Here is an 18,404-nt window from a genome sequence, read left to right as displayed (position 1 = left end):
GTTCAGAGGCCGTGCGCCGGGCGTCCAACGATAAAAACCGCCGGTCTGGAACAAGAAAAACTGATCATGAACCTTCGCTTCCTCGAAACCTTCGTCTGGGTTGCCCGGCTCAAGAGCTTTCGCCTCACCGCCGAGAAGCTCTTCACCACCCAGGCCTCGGTGTCCAGCCGCATCGCCGCGCTGGAGGCGGACCTGGGCGTGAAGCTGCTATTGCGCGATTCGCGCGGAGTCAGCCTGACACCGGAGGGCAGCAAGGTGCTCGAATATGCCGAGCGCATGCTCGACACCGCCAAGGCCATGAAACAGTCGCTGGACACTGACCGGGCCAAGGTCGGGCGGATCCGCATCGGCGTGATGGATACGGTCATCCACACCTGGATGAGTGCCCTGGTGGCCGAACTGACCGAGCGCTACCCGCAGGTAGAGATCGAGCTGGTGGCCGACACCGCGCTGAACCTGCGCGAGCAGCTGCAGAAGGGCTTTCTCGACGTGATCCTGCAGACCGACCTACTGCGCCAGGAGTCGATCCGCAGCCTGGACCTGGCACGCTACCCCATGGGCTGGATCGTTGCCGCGGGCTCGACCCAGCAGCATGACTATGCCTCGCTGGCCGAGCTTGCCCGCGAACGGATCATCACCTTCTCGAAAAACTCGCGCCCGCACCAGGAGGTGCTCAGCCTGCTGCAGGCGGCCGGCGCCGAGACACCTCGTTTGAATTGCGTAAATTCGGTGGCAGCCATCACCCGCCTGCTGCGCGATGGCTTCGGCATCGGCGCCCTGCCCCCGGCGCTGGTCGATGCCGAACTTGCCCGCGGCGAGTTGGTACTGCTGGGTGGCTTGCAGCCGCCGCCTAGCCTTGAGCTGGTGGTGGCCTGGCAGACCGGGGTGGAGCTGGTGGAAGAAGTCGTGAGCCTATGTCGGCAAGTGCTGGAGCGCTACGCGCAGGATGCGGGGGAGCAGCGGATCGTGCTGGTCTGAATCGACGGCAGTGTCATCTACAAGGGCAAACCCGCTCCCACCGGCACGCCGCTGAACGTGAAGTTTGCCCAGGCCTGTGGGAGCGGGCTTCCCGCGGGCCTTAGCGCCAGCTCTCTTTGACGGCCTTGCGACGCCCGCCAAGCGCCACCCAACCAAGCCCCAGCAACAGGCTTTCGATCACCAACGCCAACACGAAGCCGGCGCCCAAGCCCCAGCCGATCGCCTCGGGCACCAGCAGGATCTGATAGCTGTAGCCATTGAGGGTTTCCTCACGCAACTGAGGATCGGCCTGCACCAGCACATGCCAGGTGCGGCTCAGCCACGGGCCTTGCAGCGCCTGCCATTCGTTTTCCAGCAACTGGTTGCGGATCAGCAGGCTTTCGATGCTGTTGGCATCGCTGTTGAACACCGGGTCATCGCTGCTGCGGTAATGGCGTATGAGGGCTTGCAGGTCGCCTTTGAAGAAGCGTTGCGCCGTCTCTTCGAACCCTGAGAGCGCCTCGCGCGACTCGAACAGGTGCGCTTCGACCCGTTGGCTGTAATCCTTGACCAGCCCCGGAACCTGAAGACCGACCAACAAGCCGAAGGTGAACAACAGCAACCGCAGGTAACCTCTGAACATGCAATGGTTTCCCTAGCTCTGCCCCTGGGCTACGCACTCGCCATGCCGCCACAGGGCCCATTGACCCGGCTCGTAGCGGTGCCAGGTCTCGTTTTCGGTCAGGGCCTCGGTGGCGATCACCGTGACCACATCGTTGGGGGTGGTTTCAGCCTGGAAGTCGACGTTCAGGTCGAAGTCCTTCAGGCGCGCCGGTCCGAACGGCGCACGCCGAGTGATGTGCACAAGCTTGGTCGAGCAGAAGCAGAACAACCAATCGCCGTCGCTCAGCAGGCAATTGAACACGCCTTGGCCACGATAGCCGGCACAGGCTTCGACCAGCACCGGCAGCAGCTGTTCGATTTCAACCGGTTCCGGGAAGGCTTCACGCACGCGGTTGAGCAAGTCGCAAAACGCCGCCTCGCTGTCGGTATCGCCCACCGGGCGGTAGAAGGTGGTATGGCCACGGAAATCGCCCAGCTGGCCGTTGTGCGCAAAGCACCAGTTGCGGCCCCAGAGCTCACGCACGAACGGGTGGGTATTGGACAGGCACACCTTGCCGACGTTGGCCTGTCGGATATGACCGATGACCACTTCACTCTTGATCGGATAGCGCTGCACCAGATTCGCCACTTCCGACTCGCTGCTCGCGGCCGGGTCCTGGAACACCCGCAGGCCACGCCCTTCGTAGAAACCGATGCCCCAGCCGTCGCGGTGCGGGCCGGTACGCCCACCGCGCTGCATCAGGCCGGTGAAACTGAAGACGATGTCAGTGGGGACGTTGGCACTCATGCCCAGCAGTTCGCACATATTCGATGCCCCCTGCCTACAGACGTGGCTCGACCCGGCCACGGCCGGTGCCGACAGGCGCCGCCGGCAGCGGGTCGTCGCGGTAGCGGTCGCGACGGTCGGCGGCGACCGGCGCCTCGACCATCACCTGCTCATCCTCGGCAGCCTGGCGCTTGGCGGCAGCATCGGCGTTGGCCCGGCGTTCGCGGGCGCGTTTTTCCAGCGGCCAGCGCACCACCACGAACACCCCGTAAAGGATGAACGCAATCAAACCGTACATAGCCAAGTCCGAAGCGGCGCGCCAGGCGTTGTTGCCGACCTTGAAGGCCACGTCCAGCGCTGTGATGGCGATGGCCGGCGCGAAGCTTTCCTTGACCGGGTCAACGATGGTGGGCGTCAGCAACAGCACCGCCATGACCACCCGCAGCGGTTCGCGCAGCCAGCGCCACATCCAGCCAGTGAGCTTGAAACCCACCCACAGGCAGCCCAGGGCGGCAAGGGCGTACAAGCCCCAGGCGAGCGTATAGTCGTTCTCGGTCATGGTGTTCGTGCAAGCCAGGTAAAGAGACGCCTATGATAAACACTTTTGGACCGCGCCGCCCTCTTCACGGGCAATCCCACTTCCACAGGTCGCAAGCCATGCAGACGACCCGTAGGAGCTGGCTTCCCCGCGAACAGGCCCATGCAGCCCACCCCTTGCCATGAGACTGCCAATGCCCAACACGCCCCAGCCGCCGATCGCCCACGCCGACAACGCCCCCGACCCGTACGCTTGGCTGCAACAGCGCGACACGCCCCAGGTGCTGGCTTACCTGAACGCGGAAAATGCCTACCAGCAGGCCTGCCTGGCCGACCAGGCTCCCTTGCGCGAGCAACTGTTCGAGGAAATCAAGGGCCGTATCCTGGAAACCGACCTGTCGCTGCCCTCCCCCTGGGGCCCGTACCTGTACTACACCCGCACCACAGCAGGCGATGAATACCCGCGCCACTACCGCTGCCCGCGTCCGGCGGACGACAGCAACACCGTCGATGAAAGCCGCGAAGAACTGCTACTCGACCCCAACGTGCTGGCTGCTGGCGGCTTCCTGGCGCTGGGCTCCTTCAACGTCAGCCCCGACCATCGCCTGCTGGCCTACAGCCTCGATACCAGCGGCGACGAAATCTATACCCTGTACGTCAAGGACCTGACCAGCGGCGCGGTCACCACCCTGCCCTTCGAGGACTGCGACGGCAGCATGACCTGGGCCAACGACAGCCGCACGCTGTTCTTCGCCGAGCTGGACGACACCCACCGCCCATGGCGCCTGCGCCGTCACACCCTCGGTGAGGACACCGCCCAGAGCGTGTTCGAGGAAGCCGATGGGCGGTTTTTCCTGCATTGCTATCGCTCCAGCTCCGAGCGCCAGTTGGTGCTGCTGCTCAACAGCAAGACCACCAGCGAAGCCTGGGTACTGGACGCCGCGACTCCACAGGCCGCGTTCACGTGCCTGGCGCCCCGGGTCGAGGATCACGAGTACTACCCCGACCACGGCCAGCTCGACGGCCAGTGGCGCTGGTTCATCCGTAGCAACCAGGACGGTATCAACTTCGCCCTGTTCCATGCCCCGGCCGAGCAGGTGCCAACCCGCGACCAGTGGCAAGTGCTGGTCCCCCACCGTGACGACATCATGCTCGAAGGCCTGAGCCTCAATGCCAGCGCGCTGACCTTGAGCCTGCGCGAAGGCGGCCTGCCGATCATCGAAGTGCACCCGCGCGACCTGCCACCCTACCGCGTCGAACTGCCGGATGCCGCCTACAGCCTGTACGTGCAAGACAGCCTGGAGTTCGTCAGCCCCCGCGTACGCCTGCGCTACGAAGCGCTCAACCGGCCGGCCCAAGTGCGCCAGCTGGACTTGGCCAGCGGCGCCCAGGCCGTGCTCAAGCAGACGCCGGTGCTGGGTGAGTTCGACGCCGACGACTACGTCAGCCAGCGCCTGTGGGCGGTGGCCAAGGACGGTACCCGGGTACCGATCAGCCTGGTGCGCCGCCGTGACGATCTGGGCAAATGCGTGCCGCTCTACCTGTACGGCTATGGTGCCTATGGCGAAAGCCTCGACCCTTGGTTCTCCCATGCCCGTCTGAGCCTGCTGCAACGGGGCGTGGCCTTCGCCATCGCCCATGTGCGTGGCGGCGGCGAGCTGGGCGAGGCCTGGTACCGGGCTGGCAAGCAGGAACACAAGCAAAACAGCTTCGATGACTTCATCGCCTGCGCCGAGCACCTGATCGCCGAAGGTGTGACCGACTCCGCGCACCTGGCCATCAGTGGCGGCAGCGCCGGCGGCCTGCTGATAGGTGCGGTGCTCAACCAGCGCCCGGAGCTCTTCCGTTGCGCCATTGCCGAGGTGCCGTTCGTCGACGTGCTCAACACCATGCTCGACCCAGAGCTGCCGCTGACCGTCACCGAGTACGACGAATGGGGTAATCCGCAGGAGCCGGACGTGTACCAACGGATCAAGGCCTACGCCCCCTACGAGAACCTCAAGGCCCAGGCCTACCCAGCCATGCTGGTGGTCGCCGGCTACAACGACAGCCGCGTGCAGTACTGGGAGGCAGCCAAGTGGGTGGCACGTTTGCGCACCTGCAAGACCGACGACAACCTGCTGCTGCTCAAGACCGAAATGGGCGCCGGCCACGGTGGCATGAGCGGCCGTTACCAGGGGCTGCGCGATGTGGCGCTGGAGTATGCCTTCGTGCTCAACGAGCTGGGGGTGGTGTAATCCGCATTTCACCCAGCCGCTAATGCTTGGTCGGCGCCTTCGGCGGCTCCGGCTGTAGCCCTGGCAGAGGCTGGTCTTTGCGCGGCCCGGGCAGCGGCATCGGCGGCAGCAGCGGCGCACCGGGCTGATTGTCGCCGGCCTTGGGCGGCGTGCTCGGGGTGATCTGTGGGTAAGGTGTCGGCGTCGGCGTGCCCGGCGCCCCTGGCACTGACGTGTTGATCCGCGGCGTCGGCTGGCCCGCAGCCTCGGCGGACGGTGCAAGAGCAAGGATCGATACGGCGAGGATCGCAGGAAACATCAGCAACCTCCTGTCTGGAACCTACCTACAGGCTATGCCCATTCCTGCGTTTTCGCCTGTCCGAGGACAGCGCAGGCGCGCTAGACTCAACGGTATAACCGTCATCCGCCTGAATACAAGAAAGGTAATACCCATGAGCTCGGCCTCTACTTCCGCCGCCACTGCCCGCCTCGACCGCATCCTCGCCGACGCCAAGCGCGACAAGGAAATGGGCTACCGCGACAAGGCCCTGAAGATGTACCCGCACGTCTGCGGCCGCTGCGCCCGCGAGTTCTCCGGCAAGCGCCTGAGCGAGCTGACCGTGCATCACCGCGACCACAACCACGACAATAATCCCCAGGATGGTTCGAACTGGGAGCTGCTGTGCCTGTACTGCCACGACAACGAGCATTCGCGCTACACCGACCAGCAGTATTTCAGCGAAGGCTCCACCAGCACTCCGAGCATCGCCAAGGCGACCCACAACCCGTTCGCCGGCCTTGCGAGCCTGCTCAAGAAAGACTGATCGTCGAATCGCCTCCGCTGCCGCCGGCGAGTCCGTATAATCGCGCTTTTTTTGCGAAGGACCCCGGCACGTGGCAAACAAACGGTACAGCTGCATCGGCCTGTTCAATCCCAAGTCGGCAGAGAACGTAGGTTCGGTGATGCGCGCAGCAGGTTGCTACGGCGTCAATTCGGTGTTCTACACCGGCAAGCGTTATGAGCGCGCCCGCGACTTCGTCACCGACACCAAACGCGTGCACTACGACATCCCGCTGATCGGTATCGACGATCTGCAGCGCATCATCCCCCTGGGCTGCACGCCGGTGGCCGTGGAACTGGTCGAAGGCGCCCGCCCCCTGCCCGAGTACACCCATCCCGACCGCGCCCTCTACATCTTCGGCCCCGAAGACGGCAGCCTGAGCGCCGATGTCCGGGCCTGGTGCGAAGAAACCATCTACATCCCCACCGAAGGCTGCATGAACCTGGCGGCAACGGTGAATGTGGTGCTGTATGACCGGATGGCCAAGGGGCTCAATACCCGCTCGGGGCCCAAATTCAAATGAACACCACCTTTGCGAGGGGGGCTTCACGCGGTTGAAACGCTCTCCAACAGGTTCCGCCTGGCAATCGGACTGAACGGCCAGCTGCCGTAGCGGGTCAGTTGCTTACACCCCACACGGAGACCAAGCCATGCGTGATACCCCTTTGCTTGTGCATACCCATAATGTCCACGGCTGGGAGCGTGCCAGCTCCCTGGCAGGCGGCGCGCTGATGATCGGCAAGGGGCTGCGCCATGGCGGCGCGCTCGGGCTGCTGCAGATCGTGGTAGGCGGCATGGCCCTGGCCCGCGGGATCAGCGGACACTGCTCGACCAAGGCATGGTTGCAACGTCACAGGGCGGAGTACCTGCGCCTGCGCGATGATATCGAACGCAGTGCAGAGCAGTTGAAAGCGCTCAAGGCCAAAGGCTGAGGCGCCTGCGCGGCGCATTCGCGGGTAAAGTCGCCTCACAGTGGGAACATCGAAACATCTGTGGAGCGGGCTTACCCGCGGACAAACCCTCGGAACTTCAGCGCAGAACCTTGCTGTCCAGCACCTCGGAAGATCGTCCGAGCACGCTCTCGCTGAGCTGGATGAACTCTGCCGTGCTGACACTGGACAGGCGCATCAACGCGCGAGTGACATCGTCCAGCGAGCGCTTATTCTGGGTATGCAGGCGGATCTCCCGGTCCAGGGCCTGGAGCAGCAGCACACCGCGGGCGACCTGGGCGGTATCGGCCTTTTCCCCTCTCAGGCGGGTGACCTTGGCCGCCTGCTTGTGCAGCCGCGCCTGCCAGGCCTCGTAACGGTCATCACTGAGCCCCCCAGCCCGGCGCAACAGCTCGGTGGCGTAGTAGTCAGCCAGGCTTTCCCCGAGCCAGTCGCTGCCCTCGCGGTCGTTGATCTGGGCGAATACCTGAACCAACTCACGCATCAAAGGGCTGGCGCCGCTCTCACCGATCAATGGTCGGTTGCTGTGCAGATAGATGGAATTGCGCCCGGCCAGCGCCCCGCGCCACATCTCATCCCGCGCCCCCACCAACAGCAGTTTGGGCGGATTGCGCGGGAACACGGCCTGCACCTGCGGCCAGACGAAAGTCAACAACGTCAGCGTGTCCATCCGGCGTAAACCCTGGCCTTGCGGCGCGGCCACGGTGACCTCCGTCTCGCCCAACCGCGCCCGGCGACTGCCAAGGTTGCCAGCAAGCATCCAGCCGGTTGGACGGTCGAACAGGCGCGAGACATCGTCGATGCGAAACGTCTGCTTGCCGATGCGGGGCCAGGCAGTTTCTACGCTCTTCCAGCCTGTCGGCAACTCGAACATCAGACGCGCCACCAGCTCGGTGCCGTCCTGCTGGTCCAGGCGGGCTGGCGGCACCAGCTGGTCCCCGCGAAACAACGCCCAGTGCGGCGTGATGCGGCTTTCATAGGCGCCGCCCCGCGGTTTTTGGTCGAGCTGCACGCGATAGCTGAGCTGGGTCTTGCCCGAGGCCGGGCGCCAAATCCCCCGCTCGCCCTGCACCTGCCATTGGCCATCGGCGTGAAAATCGCTGTATGCACTGTGCGTGCCCAGGTCGAAGTCCAGGCTGCGCACCACACTGCCATCGGCCAGGGTCAGATGCACCTCGGCCTGCCCGCTCGCCGGCAGCAGGCGCACCTGGTAATCCAGATCGACTTTCTTGGCCCAGGCCGGCGTACAGGCCAGAAGGCCCAGAACCCACAACAAATGGCAGCGCATGCAGAAACTCCTTGTTCCCAGAAGCGAAAGACAAAAAAGCGCGACCTGATCAGCCGGCGCGGAAGATGAGGTGGTCTTCCCAGTCGTCCTCGTCCACATCGTGCTCGCTGAGCATGCGCCCAGACTGGGAAATACGCTGCTCATGCACTTGGCTGCGATCCCCGCAGACCAAGTGATGCCAGGCAGGCAAGTCCTTGCCTTCACTGACCAAGCGATAGCCGCAGGTGGTGGGCAACCACTTGAACTGGTCGGCCTTGCCCGGGGTGAGCTGGATGCAGTCGGGCACTTGGGCGAAGCGGTTCGGGTAGTCGCTGCACTGGCAGGTGGTGAGGTCCAGCAGTTTGCAGGCGATGCGCGTGTAGTAGACGCTGTTGTCGTCCTCGTCCTCGAGCTTCTGCAGGCAGCACAGGCCGCAGCCATCGCACAGCGACTCCCATTCTTGCGGGTCGAGTTGCTCAAGGGTCTTGCGCCGCCAGAAGGGCGCGGTATCGGCGATCATCACACGTGTTCCTGCTTGGGCCAGCGGCATGCTTCAAGCAACACGCTTCAAGCAAGAGCGGGCGTAACGGCTTTTTCTTGTGGCTAGCAGCTTCAAACGCGCAGCTGCCGCCATGGCGGCGCCAGTCTAGAGCCTGTCCCGAACCAAAGCCAGACCGCTTGTCAGTGCCGATCAGACGCAGTAGCGTGCGCGCTTTCCCCTCCATTTGCAGGAGCACGCATGAGCGCCAACCCACGCATCGCTGACTATGCCATCAATGAGCAGTTCATCAACCGCTGGTCGCCACGGGCGTTCACCGCCGAGCCGATCAGCGAGCAGACCCTGCTGAGTTTCCTGGAGGCCGCGCGCTGGGCGCCTTCGGCCTACAACTCCCAGCCTTGGCGCTTCCTGTATGCCCGCCGTGACACGGCGAACTGGGAGCGCTACCTGGGCATCCTCAACGAATTCAACCGCAGCTGGGCACAACAGGCCTCGGCGCTGGTACTGGTGATGTCCAAGACCACCTTCGCCGCCCCCGGCTCCAGCGAGGAAAAACCGGCCCTGTGGCACACCTTCGACACCGGTTCCGCCTGGGGCCACCTGGCGCTGCAAGCCAGCATCAGCGGCTGGCACACCCATGGCATGGCCGGTTTCGATCCGGAGCTGGCTCGCAAGGAGCTGAAGATCCCCGAAGGCTATGCGCTGCACGCGATGGTGGCGATCGGCAAGCTCGGCGACAAGGCCACCTTGGCCGAAGCCCTGCAAGCGCGTGAAGAGCCAAGCCCACGCCGTCCGCTGAGCGAACTGGCGGCCGAGGGCGACTTCAGCCTCTGAGGCTCTCCGGCCCTGATCCGCGGGTGAATCCGCTCCTGCAAGAGACCGTGCGGTCTTTGTGAGAGCGGGTTCATCCGCGAACTGCGACCGACTCAGTACCCGCGCTTGAAATCCACTTCCCCGCGCAACCCCTGCCCCGCCTGATACGCCTGCATGTTCTCGACAAACAACCGCACCATCGCCACTGGCGAGGTGGGCGCCGAGCTGTGCCCGGTCAACAGCAGGCCCCAGGCCGTCCAGAACGGATGGCGCTGAGGCAGCGGCTCCTGCCGGCAGACATCGATCACTGCCCCGGCCAGATGGCCCTGCTTCAAGGCTTCCACCAGGTCGGCATCGACCACTGCCACGCCGCGCCCGGCATTGATGAACAGAGCGCTGGGCTTGAAGCACCTGAACAGCGCAGCATCGTAGAGATCATGCGTCGCCGGCGTGTCCGGCAGCAGGTTGAGCACGTAGTCGGCCTGCGCCACCATGCGCGGCAAGTCCTCGAGCCCGGCCACCTCGACGAAGGGCGCCTGCTCGCGGGCGCTGCTGGCAATGCCATACAAGGTCACGCCGAACGGCACGAGAAACTCGGCGACCCGCTGGCCGATATCGCCCGTACCCACCACGAGCACCCGACGCCCTTCGAGGGAGCGCCCCGGGCGATCATCCCAACGGCGCTCGACTTGACTGACCAGACGCGCCAGTACGTCGCGTTCATGAATCAGCATGTAGGTGAGCATGTATTCGGCCATCACCTGGCCGAAGATACCGACCGCACGGGTCAGGCGGTAATCACGCGGCAGGCCTTTGGCCAGCAGCGGCGTGATGCCGGCCCAGGTGGACTGTATCCACCGGGGCCCATGCCCTTGGCGCAGCAGGCTGGCGAGCAGGTCGGGCTGGCCCAGCCATACCGGGCAGTCAGGCGCCAGACGCGATAATTCGGCGGAATCGCCGCTGGTCACGATATCCAGCTCTGGCGCCGCCTCGCCCAGCAGGCGGGCATAGTTGGCATGATCCTGTTCAGCGATCAGAATGCGCATGTAGAAGACAACCTTGGCAAACAACGAAAACGACCCGGCAGGCGGGTCGCTTGACGAACGATTGGGACCGGGCCGAGGTCAGGCCGGGTCGTTGCGGCGCAGCAGCTCTTCGGGCAGGTGCTCGATGTAGTCGTCCTCGGGCGGTGGCATCTGCAGGTGGTAGCCCTGGTTGTCGAGGTTCTCAAGCACCTTGGCGATGTCCTCACGCGCCAGCTTGCGCTCGGGGGTCAACACCAGGTCGAAGGCATGCACCGGGGTGCCAAAGAAGGGCAGCAAGGCCTCGGGCACTCGCGCCAGCCCCTCGGCCTTGAGCACATAGAGGTACATTTCGTTCTTGCGAGGGCTCTTGTAGATCGAGCAAATACGTTTCATCAGGAGTCTCCGGCGCCTGCCAGGCTGTCCAGCAGGGCCTGGCCCATGCGCTCGCGGCGCCAGCCGCGCAGCGAATCGGGCAGTTGATAGGGGCCGTTGGGGAAGCCGCTCTTGAGCAAGGCTTCGAGGGTTTTCTTGCGCAGCATCAGTTCCGGGGCGATACCCAGACGCTCGCCTTCGGCTTGGCCGACCGCGCGCAGACGCTTGAGGATGCCGGAGGCCTCGATCGGCAGCGGCTCGGGCAAGGCTTGCGGCCACTGTTCGGCCGGCAGGCTCGCCGCGCGCTTGATCAAGCCAAGCAGGAACTCGCCGTCTTGGCGGATGGTGCGCGGGTGCATGTCGTCGATCCGGGCCAAGGCCGACAGATTGTCCGGCTGGCTTTTGGCCATGGGCCAAAGCGAGTGCTCACGCAGCACGCGGTTGCGCGGTACATCGCGGCTGCGGGCCTCACGCTCGCGCCAGATGCACAATTCGCGCAGCACCGCCAGTTGCTGGGGGCTGAGCTTCCAGGCGAGCTTCACGTCGCGATAAAGCAGCTCCGGCTCGACTTCGCGGCGCAACTGGGCAACCAGCTCGGCGCCGTCTTCGAGCACCCAAGCATACTTGTCGTCCGACAGGCGCGGGCGCAGGGCACTGAACAGCTCGGCCAGGTGCACGGCATCCTCGGCAGCATAGCTGACCTGGGTTTCGGACAATGGCCGTTGCAGCCAGTCCGAACGGGTTTCGCCCTTGGGCAGCTCGATGCCCAGGACCTCTTGCACCAGGCGCGAGTAGCCCATGGAGAAGCCGATATTCAGGTAGCCGGCGGCCAGCTGGGTGTCGAACAGCGGTTGCGGCAGCTTGCCGGTCAGGCGCAGGAGCACTTCCAGGTCTTCGCTGCAGGCGTGCAGCACCTTGACCACGCCGTTGTCCTCGAGCAGCTCGGCCAGCGGCTGCCAGTCGCGGATCAGCAAAGGGTCGATCAAAAAAGCCCGGTTGCCTTCACCGACCTGGATCAGGCCGGCCTTGGGATAGAACGTGTCGACCCGCATGAACTCGGTGTCGAGCGCCACGAAGGGCAGCTCGCGCCAGGCCCGGCAGTGTTCGGCCAGGGTCTGGTCATCTCGTATCCAGTGTATTTCGATGCCCACGAGGCTCTCCCACAAATAATGGCGGGCAGTATATACGGCGCGGGCATTGGGGGTGAAACCTGCGCCATCCTTGGTTTGATCAACGGTCGGCGGTCATCCACGGCCGGCAGCTGGCGAACATATCCATCGATTGCCGGTAGACCTCGGTACGCACCTGCAACAGGCCGAGCATCGAATGGAACAGATTGTCCTGGCTCAGCGGCGCGTCGCGCAGACGGCCCAGGCAGTCGGTGTCGAGGGCGAAGTCCTGGCGGTAGCTGTCGGAGAACCACACCAAAAGCGGCACATGACGCTGTTGCTCGGGCGCCAACATGTAGGGTGTGCCATGCAGGTACAGGTTGTATTCGCCCAGCGACTCGCCATGGTCGGAGAGGTAGATCATCGCGGTGTCGACCTTGTCCTGACGGCTGCGCAGGAGATCGATCAGCGAGCCCAGCACCTGGTCAGTGTAAGCCAAGGTGTTGTCATAGCTGTTGACGATGGCCTGCTGGTCGCACTGGTTCAGGGCGTTGCTCTGGCACACCGGGGTGAAGCGCTCGGCGCTGGCCGGATAGCGCTTGTAATAGTCCGGGCCATGGCTGCCCATCTGGTGCAGTACCAGCACGGTGTCCTGAGTCAGATTGTCCAGCAGCTCGCCAAGGCCCTGCAGAAGGATCTCGTCGTGGCATTCACCATCGGCGCAGAGCTTAGGGTCCTTGAGGTTGCTGACATCGACGAACTGCACCCGGTCGCAGGTGCCTTTGCACCCGGACTGGTTGTCGCGCCACTGCACGCTCAGGCCGGCGCGCTGGAGGATGTCCAGGAGCCCTTCGCGGTTCTTGGCAACGCGAGCGTCGTAGTCCTTGCGTGGCATGCCAGAGAACATGCACGGCACCGACACGGCGGTTTCGGTGCCGCACGAATGCACATCGCTGAACGCCAGCAGGCCTTGCTCCTGGTTCAGGCGAGGCGTGGTGTCGCGTCCATAACCCAGTACCCCGAAGTTCTCGGCCCGGGCGCTCTCCCCCACCACCAGCACGGTCAGCGACTTGCGTTCATGGCGCTGCCAGGCATGGGTGTCGCGCTTGGCGTCCTCACCGTAGTGCTGGAACGGCCGCGCGGCACTGCCAAGGCGCTCGCTGACATAACCGAACGAGGCGCCGACGATGTTGCTCGGGGTGAGCATCAGGCGGATTTCATGGTGGTTGCGAAACAGCGAAGACAGCCCCTGGTAGTTGACCAGCGCCACCGAGCCCAGGGCCGCCACGCAGGCACCGCTGACCACCAGCTTGCCCAGCAGCTCGCGATGCCAGGGCCGATAGGCGATCCTGGCCTTCCACAGCAGCACCGACGGCAGGACGCCGAGCAGGCCGATGTAAAGGGCGAACTTGATCGACAGCAGGTCACGGACTTCGGCGACGTTGGTCTCGGCCATGTTGCGGAACATGCCTGTGTCGATCAGCACACCGTACTGGTTCATGAAATAGGCAACACCCGCGCCGCTCATGAACAACACGATCAACAATGGCTTGAGCACATACCTGAACGCCACCAGCGTCAGCAGCAGGTTGAACGCGAACAGCATCATCACGGCGAAGGCCAGTAGCAGCCACATGCCCACCATGCCGGGAGGTACAGCGGTTTCCAGGTGCTCCCAGAGCGCGGTATTGAACCCGATCAACAGGTAAAGACTGGCCAGCAACGTGACCCATTCGGCCCGCAGTGTTTTTACGTTCAAGATGATGTTCGCAGTCGAGAATTAAGATCGGCCCACGCACCTGGCAGGGCACCGGGGAAGTTGGCCGAACTCTAGAAAGCGCACCATCAAGATTTTGTGAAAAAGACGCCAACAAAGGGTTGGCTGATATCTTTTTAACATTAAATGAATTTCATCTTTCCCCGGCGGCCAGATGTAGCTTGGCGTAAGGCTCGCGGTCGATATCCTGCACCTCCACGCACAGCTGGATATCCAGGCCCTCGCGAGCGGCGATTACTTCGCTCAGCACCTCCAGCAGGCTGGCGGACAACTGCTTCTTCACCTGCGCCGAACGCCCGCTGAGAATCGCCAGCCGTACATGGGCAAACGCCCGTTCGAGCGGTGCGGTGCCCACCCGGTAATGGGCGAAGGCCTGGGCACGGCTCTTGATATCCAGCTCGTCGGCGAACTGGCCGCTGCCCACCAGGGTGTGGTTCAGGCGCATCAGCAGCAGATCGACATTCAGATCGGCCAGGTTGTCGCTGTATTCCAGGTTCAGGTGAGGCATGGCGCGGGTTCCAGGTCAGGGCGGGAGGGCCACAGCCTACTCCAGTCCCGCAACCGGGCAAAGGCGACTATCCTCAAGGTTCAGGACTTTTTGCCAACCCCTGACCCGAGGTGAAGAAATGCCAGTCCCGCATGATCTGCTCGCTGACCTGCACATTTCCGCTGACGATTTCCAGGCGCTGATCGACAAGGACCAGACGCTCCATCAACTGCACAAGGAGTACAACGCCAAGGACAAGGAAGTGGTGGCCGCCGAAGGCAACGGTACCGCTGACGACGCGGTCAATCGCTTGCGCAAGGAGCGCCTGCTGATCAAGGACAAGATCGAACGGATCGTTCATCCCGCCAGATAACATTCCCTCTTCAAAAACATTCGCGGAGGAACCCGCTCCCACAGGTTCTGCAAAAGCCAGTGGGAGCGGGTTCGCTCGCGAAAGCCAGACATACGACCCAAGCGGCTGTCGTTACGCCCCGGCCGAAGCCTTGAGCCCGGTTTCCAGATCCTCGATCAGGTCGCGGTAGTCTTCGATACCCACCGACAGGCGCAGCAGGTTCTCGCTGATGCCCATCTGCCCCTTCTGCTCGGGGCTCAGGGAGTTGTGCGACATACTCCAGGAGTGGTTGATCATGCTCTCCACCCCTCCCAGCGAATCGGCCAGCACAAAGATCGACAGCGCTTCCACCAGGCGGTTGACCGCGGCGCGGTCGCCCTTGATCTTCATCGCTACCACCGCGCCGCCGCCGCGCATCTGTCGCTTGCACAGCTCATGCTGCGGATGGCTTTCGAGCTGCGGGTAATACACCTGCTCGACCTGCGGATGCCCTTCCAGAAACTGGGCGACGCGCAGGGCGTTGGCGCACTGGCGCTCCATGCGCACGTCGAGGGTCTTGAGCCCGCGCAGGGCCAAGTAGCAGTCGAACGGCCCCTGGATGGCACCCACGGCCATGCTGATGCGGCGCAGGCGCTTGAGCAGCTCGTCGTTGGCCGCCACCACCACGCCACCGATCAGGTCGGAGTGCCCCCCGATGTACTTGCTCGCCGAATGCATCACCAGATCGACCCCCAGGGTGATCGGGCGCTGGTTCCAGGGCGAGCAGAAGGTATTGTCGATGCAGGTGAGGATGCCGCGCTCACGGGCCAGCGTGCACACCGCCTGGATGTCCACCAGGTGCAGCAACGGGTTGGTCGGCGACTCGATCCAGATCAGTTGGGTCTCAGGGCGAATGGCGGCGGCGACGGCCTCCAGGTCGTTCAGGTCGACATAGGTGGTGGTCAGGCCCGAGGTGCGACTGCGGTAGTCCTCCAGCAGGCGGAAGGTACCGCCGTACACGCCGTTCATCACCACGACGTGGGCGTCTTTGGACAGCAGTTCCAGCACGGTGGCCGTGGCGCCGACACCCGAAGCGGTGGCGACCGCGCCCACGCCTTCTTCCAGGGCGGCGACGCAGGTTTCATAGGCATGGCGGGTCGGGTTGCTGACCCGGCTGTAGGCATATTCGGGGTGATCATCCAGACCGCGCTTGATGAACGAGCTGGTGGTGACGATGGCCGGGAAGATGGCGTTGTCGGCGACGCTGGTCTGCTCGCCGGCGTGGATGGTACGGGTGGCGAAATTGCGCGGCTTGTTGTCGGACATGGTCGGGTCCATTGACGATGATGAGGGAGGAAGGCGCCACTATGGCATATCCACTGCCCTTCGCCGAGCGGGGGATGAATCTGCTGCCTGGGCGCTTTGGCTATTCTCGTGATTCTTCAAGCACGCTAATCTCGAGAAACTTTTTCTCAACGGGCGCCCGATAACGGTATGGACAGTTTCGATCAACACATCCTCACCCTGCTCCAGCGCGATGCCTCCATCTCCCTCAAGGACCTGGCCGAAGCCGTCAATCTCTCGACCACGCCTTGCTGGAAGCGGGTCAAGCGCCTGGAGGATGAGGGTTTCATCCGCGGCCGCGTCGCCCTGCTCGACCCCGAAAAGCTGGGCCTGGGACTGACCGTGTTCGTCCAGCTCAAGACCCAACGTCACGACAGCGCCTGGCTCGAGCAATTCGCCAGGGTCGTGACCGGGTTCGAGGAAGTGATGGAGGTGTATCGAATGTCCGGCGACTGGGACTACATGCTGCGGGTAGTGGTGGGCGATATCGCCGCGTATGACCGTTTCTACAAGAAGCTGATTACCAGCACCGACGGCCTTTCGAACATTACCTCGAGCTTTGCCATGGAGCAGATGAAGTACACCACGGCGTACCCGGTTCACCGCTGAACGCTGGGGCCGCAAAGCAGCCCCGGCCGTCAGTCAGTCTGCGTGGCTGACTTCGATTCTGTTGTCCGCACGCGCCTTCTGAAGCTTGATCGCCACGAACTTCGACGTTGGGGTGTAGGTCCCTTCGCCGTAGCTCTCCAGCGGCACCAGCGGGTTGGTCTCCGGGTAGTAGGCAGCCGCCTGGCCCTCGGGCAGGTCGTAGGCCACCAGGCGGAAGCCCGATACGCGCCGCTCGCGACCGTCTTCCCACAGCGACACCATGTCCACCTGCTCGCCGGGCTCAAAGCCCAGGCGGCGGATGTCAGCCTCGTTGACGAACACCACCTCGCGCAGGCCGAACACGCCCCGGTAGCGGTCGTCCAGGCCGTACAGGGTGGTGTTGTACTGATCGTGCGAGCGCAGCGTCTGCAGGATCAGGTCCGGCTTGTCGCCGCGGGCCAGGACCTTGGCGTTGACCAGCTGTTCAGGCAGTTCGCTGGGCGTGAACTGAGCCTTGCCGGTCGCCGTGTTCCACGTACGATCGGCGGCCGCGTTGCCCAAATGGAACCCCCCCGGCTGCGCCAGGCGCGTGTTGAAATCGGCAAAGCCTGGGATCACATCGGCAATCAGTTCGCGGATGCGTCCATAGTCGCCGACCACCCATTCCCAATCGATCGGATGGTTACCCAGGGTCGCCTTGGCCATGCCGGCAATGATCGCCGGCTCCGAGCGCAGGTGCGGCGAGCGGGGTTTGAGCTGGCCGTGGGAGATATGCACCATGCTGAAGGTGTCTTCCACGGTGACGCCTTGCGGGCCTTCGGCCTGCAGGTCGATCTCGGTGCGGCCCAGGCACGGCAGGATCAAGGCATCACGGCCTGTCACCAGGTGCGAGCGGTTGAGCTTGGTGGCGATGTGCACCGTCAGTTCGCAGTTGCGCATCGCCGCATGGGTGCGCGGTGTATCGGGCGTGGCCTGGGCGAAGTTGCCCCCCAAGCCGATGAACACCTTGGCCCGCTTCTCTTCCATGGCCTTGATCGCCAGCACGGCGTTATCGCCATGCTCGCGGGGGACCTTGAACTGGAAGCGTTTTTCCAGGGCATCGAGCAAGCGGGCCGGGGGTTTCTCGTCGATGCCCATGGTGCGGTCGCCCTGCACGTTGCTGTGGCCGCGTACCGGCGAGAGGCCCGCGCCAGGCTTGCCGACGTTACCGCGCAACAGTTGCAGGTTGACGATTTCCTGGACGGTCGGCACCGAGTGACGGTGCTGGGTCACGCCCATGGCCCAGCACATGATCACCCGCTCAGCCTTGCGGTACATGCGTGCGGCCAGCTCGATCTCAGCCAGGCTCAGGCCGGACTGCTCGACGATATGCTCCCAGGACGTGGCATCCAGGACTGCCAGGTAGGCCTCCACGCCATCGGTATGCTCGGCGATGAAAGCGTGGTCGAAGACCGCCGGCTCGCCCTTTGCCTGGGCCTCGCGTTCCCACAGCAGCAAGAACTTGGCAATGCCGCGCATCACCGCCATGTCGCCGCCCAACGCCGGGCGGAAGTACGCGGTGTTGGTCGGCTCCGAGCCGTTGCTGAGCATCTCGAAGGGGTGCTGCGGATGCTGGAAACGCTCCAGGCCACGCTCCTTGAGCGGGTTGAAGCACACCACCTGGGCACCGCGCTTGACCGCTTCGCGCAGCGGTTCGAGCATGCGCGGGTGGTTGGTGCCGGGATTCTGGCCGATGACGAAGATCGCGTCGGCTTCCTCCAGGTCATCGAACACCACAGTGCCCTTGCCCACACCCAAGGTGCTGGACATGCCCACGCCACTGGCTTCGTGGCACATGTTCGAGCAGTCCGGGAAGTTGTTGGTGCCGAAGGCCCGCACGAACAGCTGGTACAGGAACGCC

21 protein-coding genes are annotated in these 18,404 nt (G+C 64.0%); 8 read left to right on the top strand and 13 right to left on the bottom strand.

What is annotated here, in order from left to right:
- The first annotated feature begins 66 nt into the window (after window positions 1-66).
- Entirely contained in the window at window positions 67-978 is a 912-nt protein-coding gene (locus tag HMPREF3173_RS02735; RefSeq protein WP_043215489.1) for a LysR family transcriptional regulator, read from the top strand.
- Window positions 979-1,078: 100 nt separating this feature from the next.
- Here the strand turns inward: HMPREF3173_RS02735 and HMPREF3173_RS02730 are convergent, their stop codons facing one another.
- The 3 genes from HMPREF3173_RS02730 to HMPREF3173_RS02720 are packed head-to-tail and all read right to left on the bottom strand — an operon-like array spanning window position 1,079 to window position 2,906.
- A complete protein-coding gene (locus HMPREF3173_RS02730) occupies window positions 1,079-1,600 on the bottom strand; it encodes a DUF2937 family protein (RefSeq protein WP_070571435.1) in 522 nt (173 codons plus the stop codon).
- A gap of 12 nt (window positions 1,601-1,612) precedes the next feature.
- Window positions 1,613-2,386: a class II glutamine amidotransferase gene (locus HMPREF3173_RS02725; protein ID WP_070571434.1), complete on the bottom strand. Its 774-nt coding sequence runs from the start codon at window positions 2,384-2,386 to the stop codon at window positions 1,613-1,615.
- A 16-nt stretch (window positions 2,387-2,402) separates the two neighbouring features.
- Window positions 2,403-2,906: a hypothetical protein gene (locus HMPREF3173_RS02720; protein ID WP_043215483.1), complete on the bottom strand. Its 504-nt coding sequence runs from the start codon at window positions 2,904-2,906 to the stop codon at window positions 2,403-2,405.
- A gap of 172 nt (window positions 2,907-3,078) precedes the next feature.
- Between HMPREF3173_RS02720 and HMPREF3173_RS02715 the strand changes: the two genes are divergently transcribed.
- The gene (locus HMPREF3173_RS02715) at window positions 3,079-5,121 is read left to right on the top strand and encodes a S9 family peptidase (RefSeq protein ID WP_070571433.1); all 2,043 of its coding nucleotides are present in this window, start codon (window positions 3,079-3,081) and stop codon (window positions 5,119-5,121) included.
- A 19-nt stretch (window positions 5,122-5,140) separates the two neighbouring features.
- On the opposite strand, the gene HMPREF3173_RS02710 is transcribed toward HMPREF3173_RS02715, so the two are convergent.
- Window positions 5,141-5,419 (bottom strand): hypothetical protein, encoded by a 279-nt coding sequence (locus HMPREF3173_RS02710; protein ID WP_070571432.1) that lies wholly within the window; start codon window positions 5,417-5,419, stop codon window positions 5,141-5,143.
- Window positions 5,420-5,552: 133 nt separating this feature from the next.
- On the opposite strand from HMPREF3173_RS02710, the gene HMPREF3173_RS02705 reads away from it, so the two are divergent.
- The 3 genes from HMPREF3173_RS02705 (at window position 5,553) to HMPREF3173_RS02695 (ending at window position 6,874) form a co-directional block, all read left to right on the top strand.
- Window positions 5,553-5,924 (top strand): YajD family HNH nuclease, encoded by a 372-nt coding sequence (locus HMPREF3173_RS02705; protein WP_043215477.1) that lies wholly within the window; start codon window positions 5,553-5,555, stop codon window positions 5,922-5,924.
- A 70-nt stretch (window positions 5,925-5,994) separates the two neighbouring features.
- On the top strand, window positions 5,995-6,465 hold the full coding sequence (locus HMPREF3173_RS02700; RefSeq protein WP_043215476.1) for an RNA methyltransferase: 471 nt from the start codon (window positions 5,995-5,997) through the stop codon (window positions 6,463-6,465).
- 127 nt (window positions 6,466-6,592) lie between these two features.
- Window positions 6,593-6,874: a YgaP family membrane protein gene (locus tag HMPREF3173_RS02695; RefSeq protein WP_070571431.1), complete on the top strand. Its 282-nt coding sequence runs from the start codon at window positions 6,593-6,595 to the stop codon at window positions 6,872-6,874.
- A 97-nt stretch (window positions 6,875-6,971) separates the two neighbouring features.
- Here HMPREF3173_RS02695 and HMPREF3173_RS02690 read toward each other — a convergent pair whose 3' ends face one another.
- Window positions 6,972-8,180, bottom strand: coding sequence for a hypothetical protein (locus tag HMPREF3173_RS02690; protein WP_070571430.1), 1,209 nt, complete (start codon window positions 8,178-8,180; stop codon window positions 6,972-6,974).
- Between the two features lie 49 nt (window positions 8,181-8,229).
- The gene (locus HMPREF3173_RS02685; protein WP_070571429.1) at window positions 8,230-8,679 is read right to left on the bottom strand and encodes a YcgN family cysteine cluster protein; all 450 of its coding nucleotides are present in this window, start codon (window positions 8,677-8,679) and stop codon (window positions 8,230-8,232) included.
- A gap of 219 nt (window positions 8,680-8,898) precedes the next feature.
- Between HMPREF3173_RS02685 and HMPREF3173_RS02680 the strand changes: the two genes are divergently transcribed.
- A complete protein-coding gene (locus HMPREF3173_RS02680) occupies window positions 8,899-9,492 on the top strand; it encodes a nitroreductase family protein (protein WP_070571428.1) in 594 nt (197 codons plus the stop codon).
- 92 nt (window positions 9,493-9,584) lie between these two features.
- Here the strand turns inward: HMPREF3173_RS02680 and HMPREF3173_RS02675 are convergent, their stop codons facing one another.
- The 5 genes from HMPREF3173_RS02675 to HMPREF3173_RS02655 all read right to left on the bottom strand — a co-directional run bounded on the left by HMPREF3173_RS02675 (window position 9,585) and on the right by HMPREF3173_RS02655 (window position 14,262).
- Entirely contained in the window at window positions 9,585-10,517 is a 933-nt protein-coding gene (locus HMPREF3173_RS02675) for a D-2-hydroxyacid dehydrogenase (RefSeq protein WP_070571427.1), read from the bottom strand.
- Between the two features lie 78 nt (window positions 10,518-10,595).
- Window positions 10,596-10,889, bottom strand: a complete 294-nt coding sequence (locus HMPREF3173_RS02670) for a YcgL domain-containing protein (protein WP_043215465.1) — start codon at window positions 10,887-10,889, stop codon at window positions 10,596-10,598.
- The gene (gene rnd, locus HMPREF3173_RS02665; RefSeq protein ID WP_070571426.1) at window positions 10,889-12,019 is read right to left on the bottom strand and encodes a ribonuclease D; all 1,131 of its coding nucleotides are present in this window, start codon (window positions 12,017-12,019) and stop codon (window positions 10,889-10,891) included. Before rnd ends, HMPREF3173_RS02670 begins: the two co-directional genes overlap by 1 nt.
- A 79-nt stretch (window positions 12,020-12,098) precedes the next feature.
- A complete protein-coding gene (locus tag HMPREF3173_RS02660) occupies window positions 12,099-13,739 on the bottom strand; it encodes a phosphoethanolamine transferase (protein WP_070571425.1) in 1,641 nt (546 codons plus the stop codon).
- 148 nt (window positions 13,740-13,887) lie between these two features.
- Complete coding sequence (locus HMPREF3173_RS02655; protein WP_070571424.1) at window positions 13,888-14,262, bottom strand: 5-carboxymethyl-2-hydroxymuconate Delta-isomerase; 375 nt, start codon at window positions 14,260-14,262, stop codon at window positions 13,888-13,890.
- A gap of 118 nt (window positions 14,263-14,380) precedes the next feature.
- Between HMPREF3173_RS02655 and HMPREF3173_RS02650 the strand changes: the two genes are divergently transcribed.
- The gene (locus HMPREF3173_RS02650) at window positions 14,381-14,614 is read left to right on the top strand and encodes an HP1242/YdcH family protein (RefSeq protein ID WP_043215824.1); all 234 of its coding nucleotides are present in this window, start codon (window positions 14,381-14,383) and stop codon (window positions 14,612-14,614) included.
- Between the two features lie 111 nt (window positions 14,615-14,725).
- On the opposite strand, the gene HMPREF3173_RS02645 is transcribed toward HMPREF3173_RS02650, so the two are convergent.
- Window positions 14,726-15,910 (bottom strand): trans-sulfuration enzyme family protein, encoded by a 1,185-nt coding sequence (locus HMPREF3173_RS02645; protein WP_070571423.1) that lies wholly within the window; start codon window positions 15,908-15,910, stop codon window positions 14,726-14,728.
- Between the two features lie 156 nt (window positions 15,911-16,066).
- Here HMPREF3173_RS02645 and HMPREF3173_RS02640 point away from each other — a divergent pair, with 156 nt between their 5' ends.
- Complete coding sequence (locus HMPREF3173_RS02640; RefSeq protein WP_043215826.1) at window positions 16,067-16,525, top strand: Lrp/AsnC family transcriptional regulator; 459 nt, start codon at window positions 16,067-16,069, stop codon at window positions 16,523-16,525.
- Window positions 16,526-16,558: 33 nt separating this feature from the next.
- On the opposite strand, the gene HMPREF3173_RS02635 is transcribed toward HMPREF3173_RS02640, so the two are convergent.
- Window positions 16,559-18,404, bottom strand: a 1,846-nt coding sequence (locus HMPREF3173_RS02635) for an FdhF/YdeP family oxidoreductase (protein WP_070571422.1), incomplete at its 5' end; no start/stop codon positions are given.

This window comes from Pseudomonas sp. HMSC08G10, assembly GCF_001808425.1.
Taxonomy (GTDB): Bacteria; Pseudomonadota; Gammaproteobacteria; order Pseudomonadales; family Pseudomonadaceae; genus Aquipseudomonas; species Aquipseudomonas guariconensis.
This window is presented reverse-complemented; position numbering and strand designations above follow the sequence as displayed.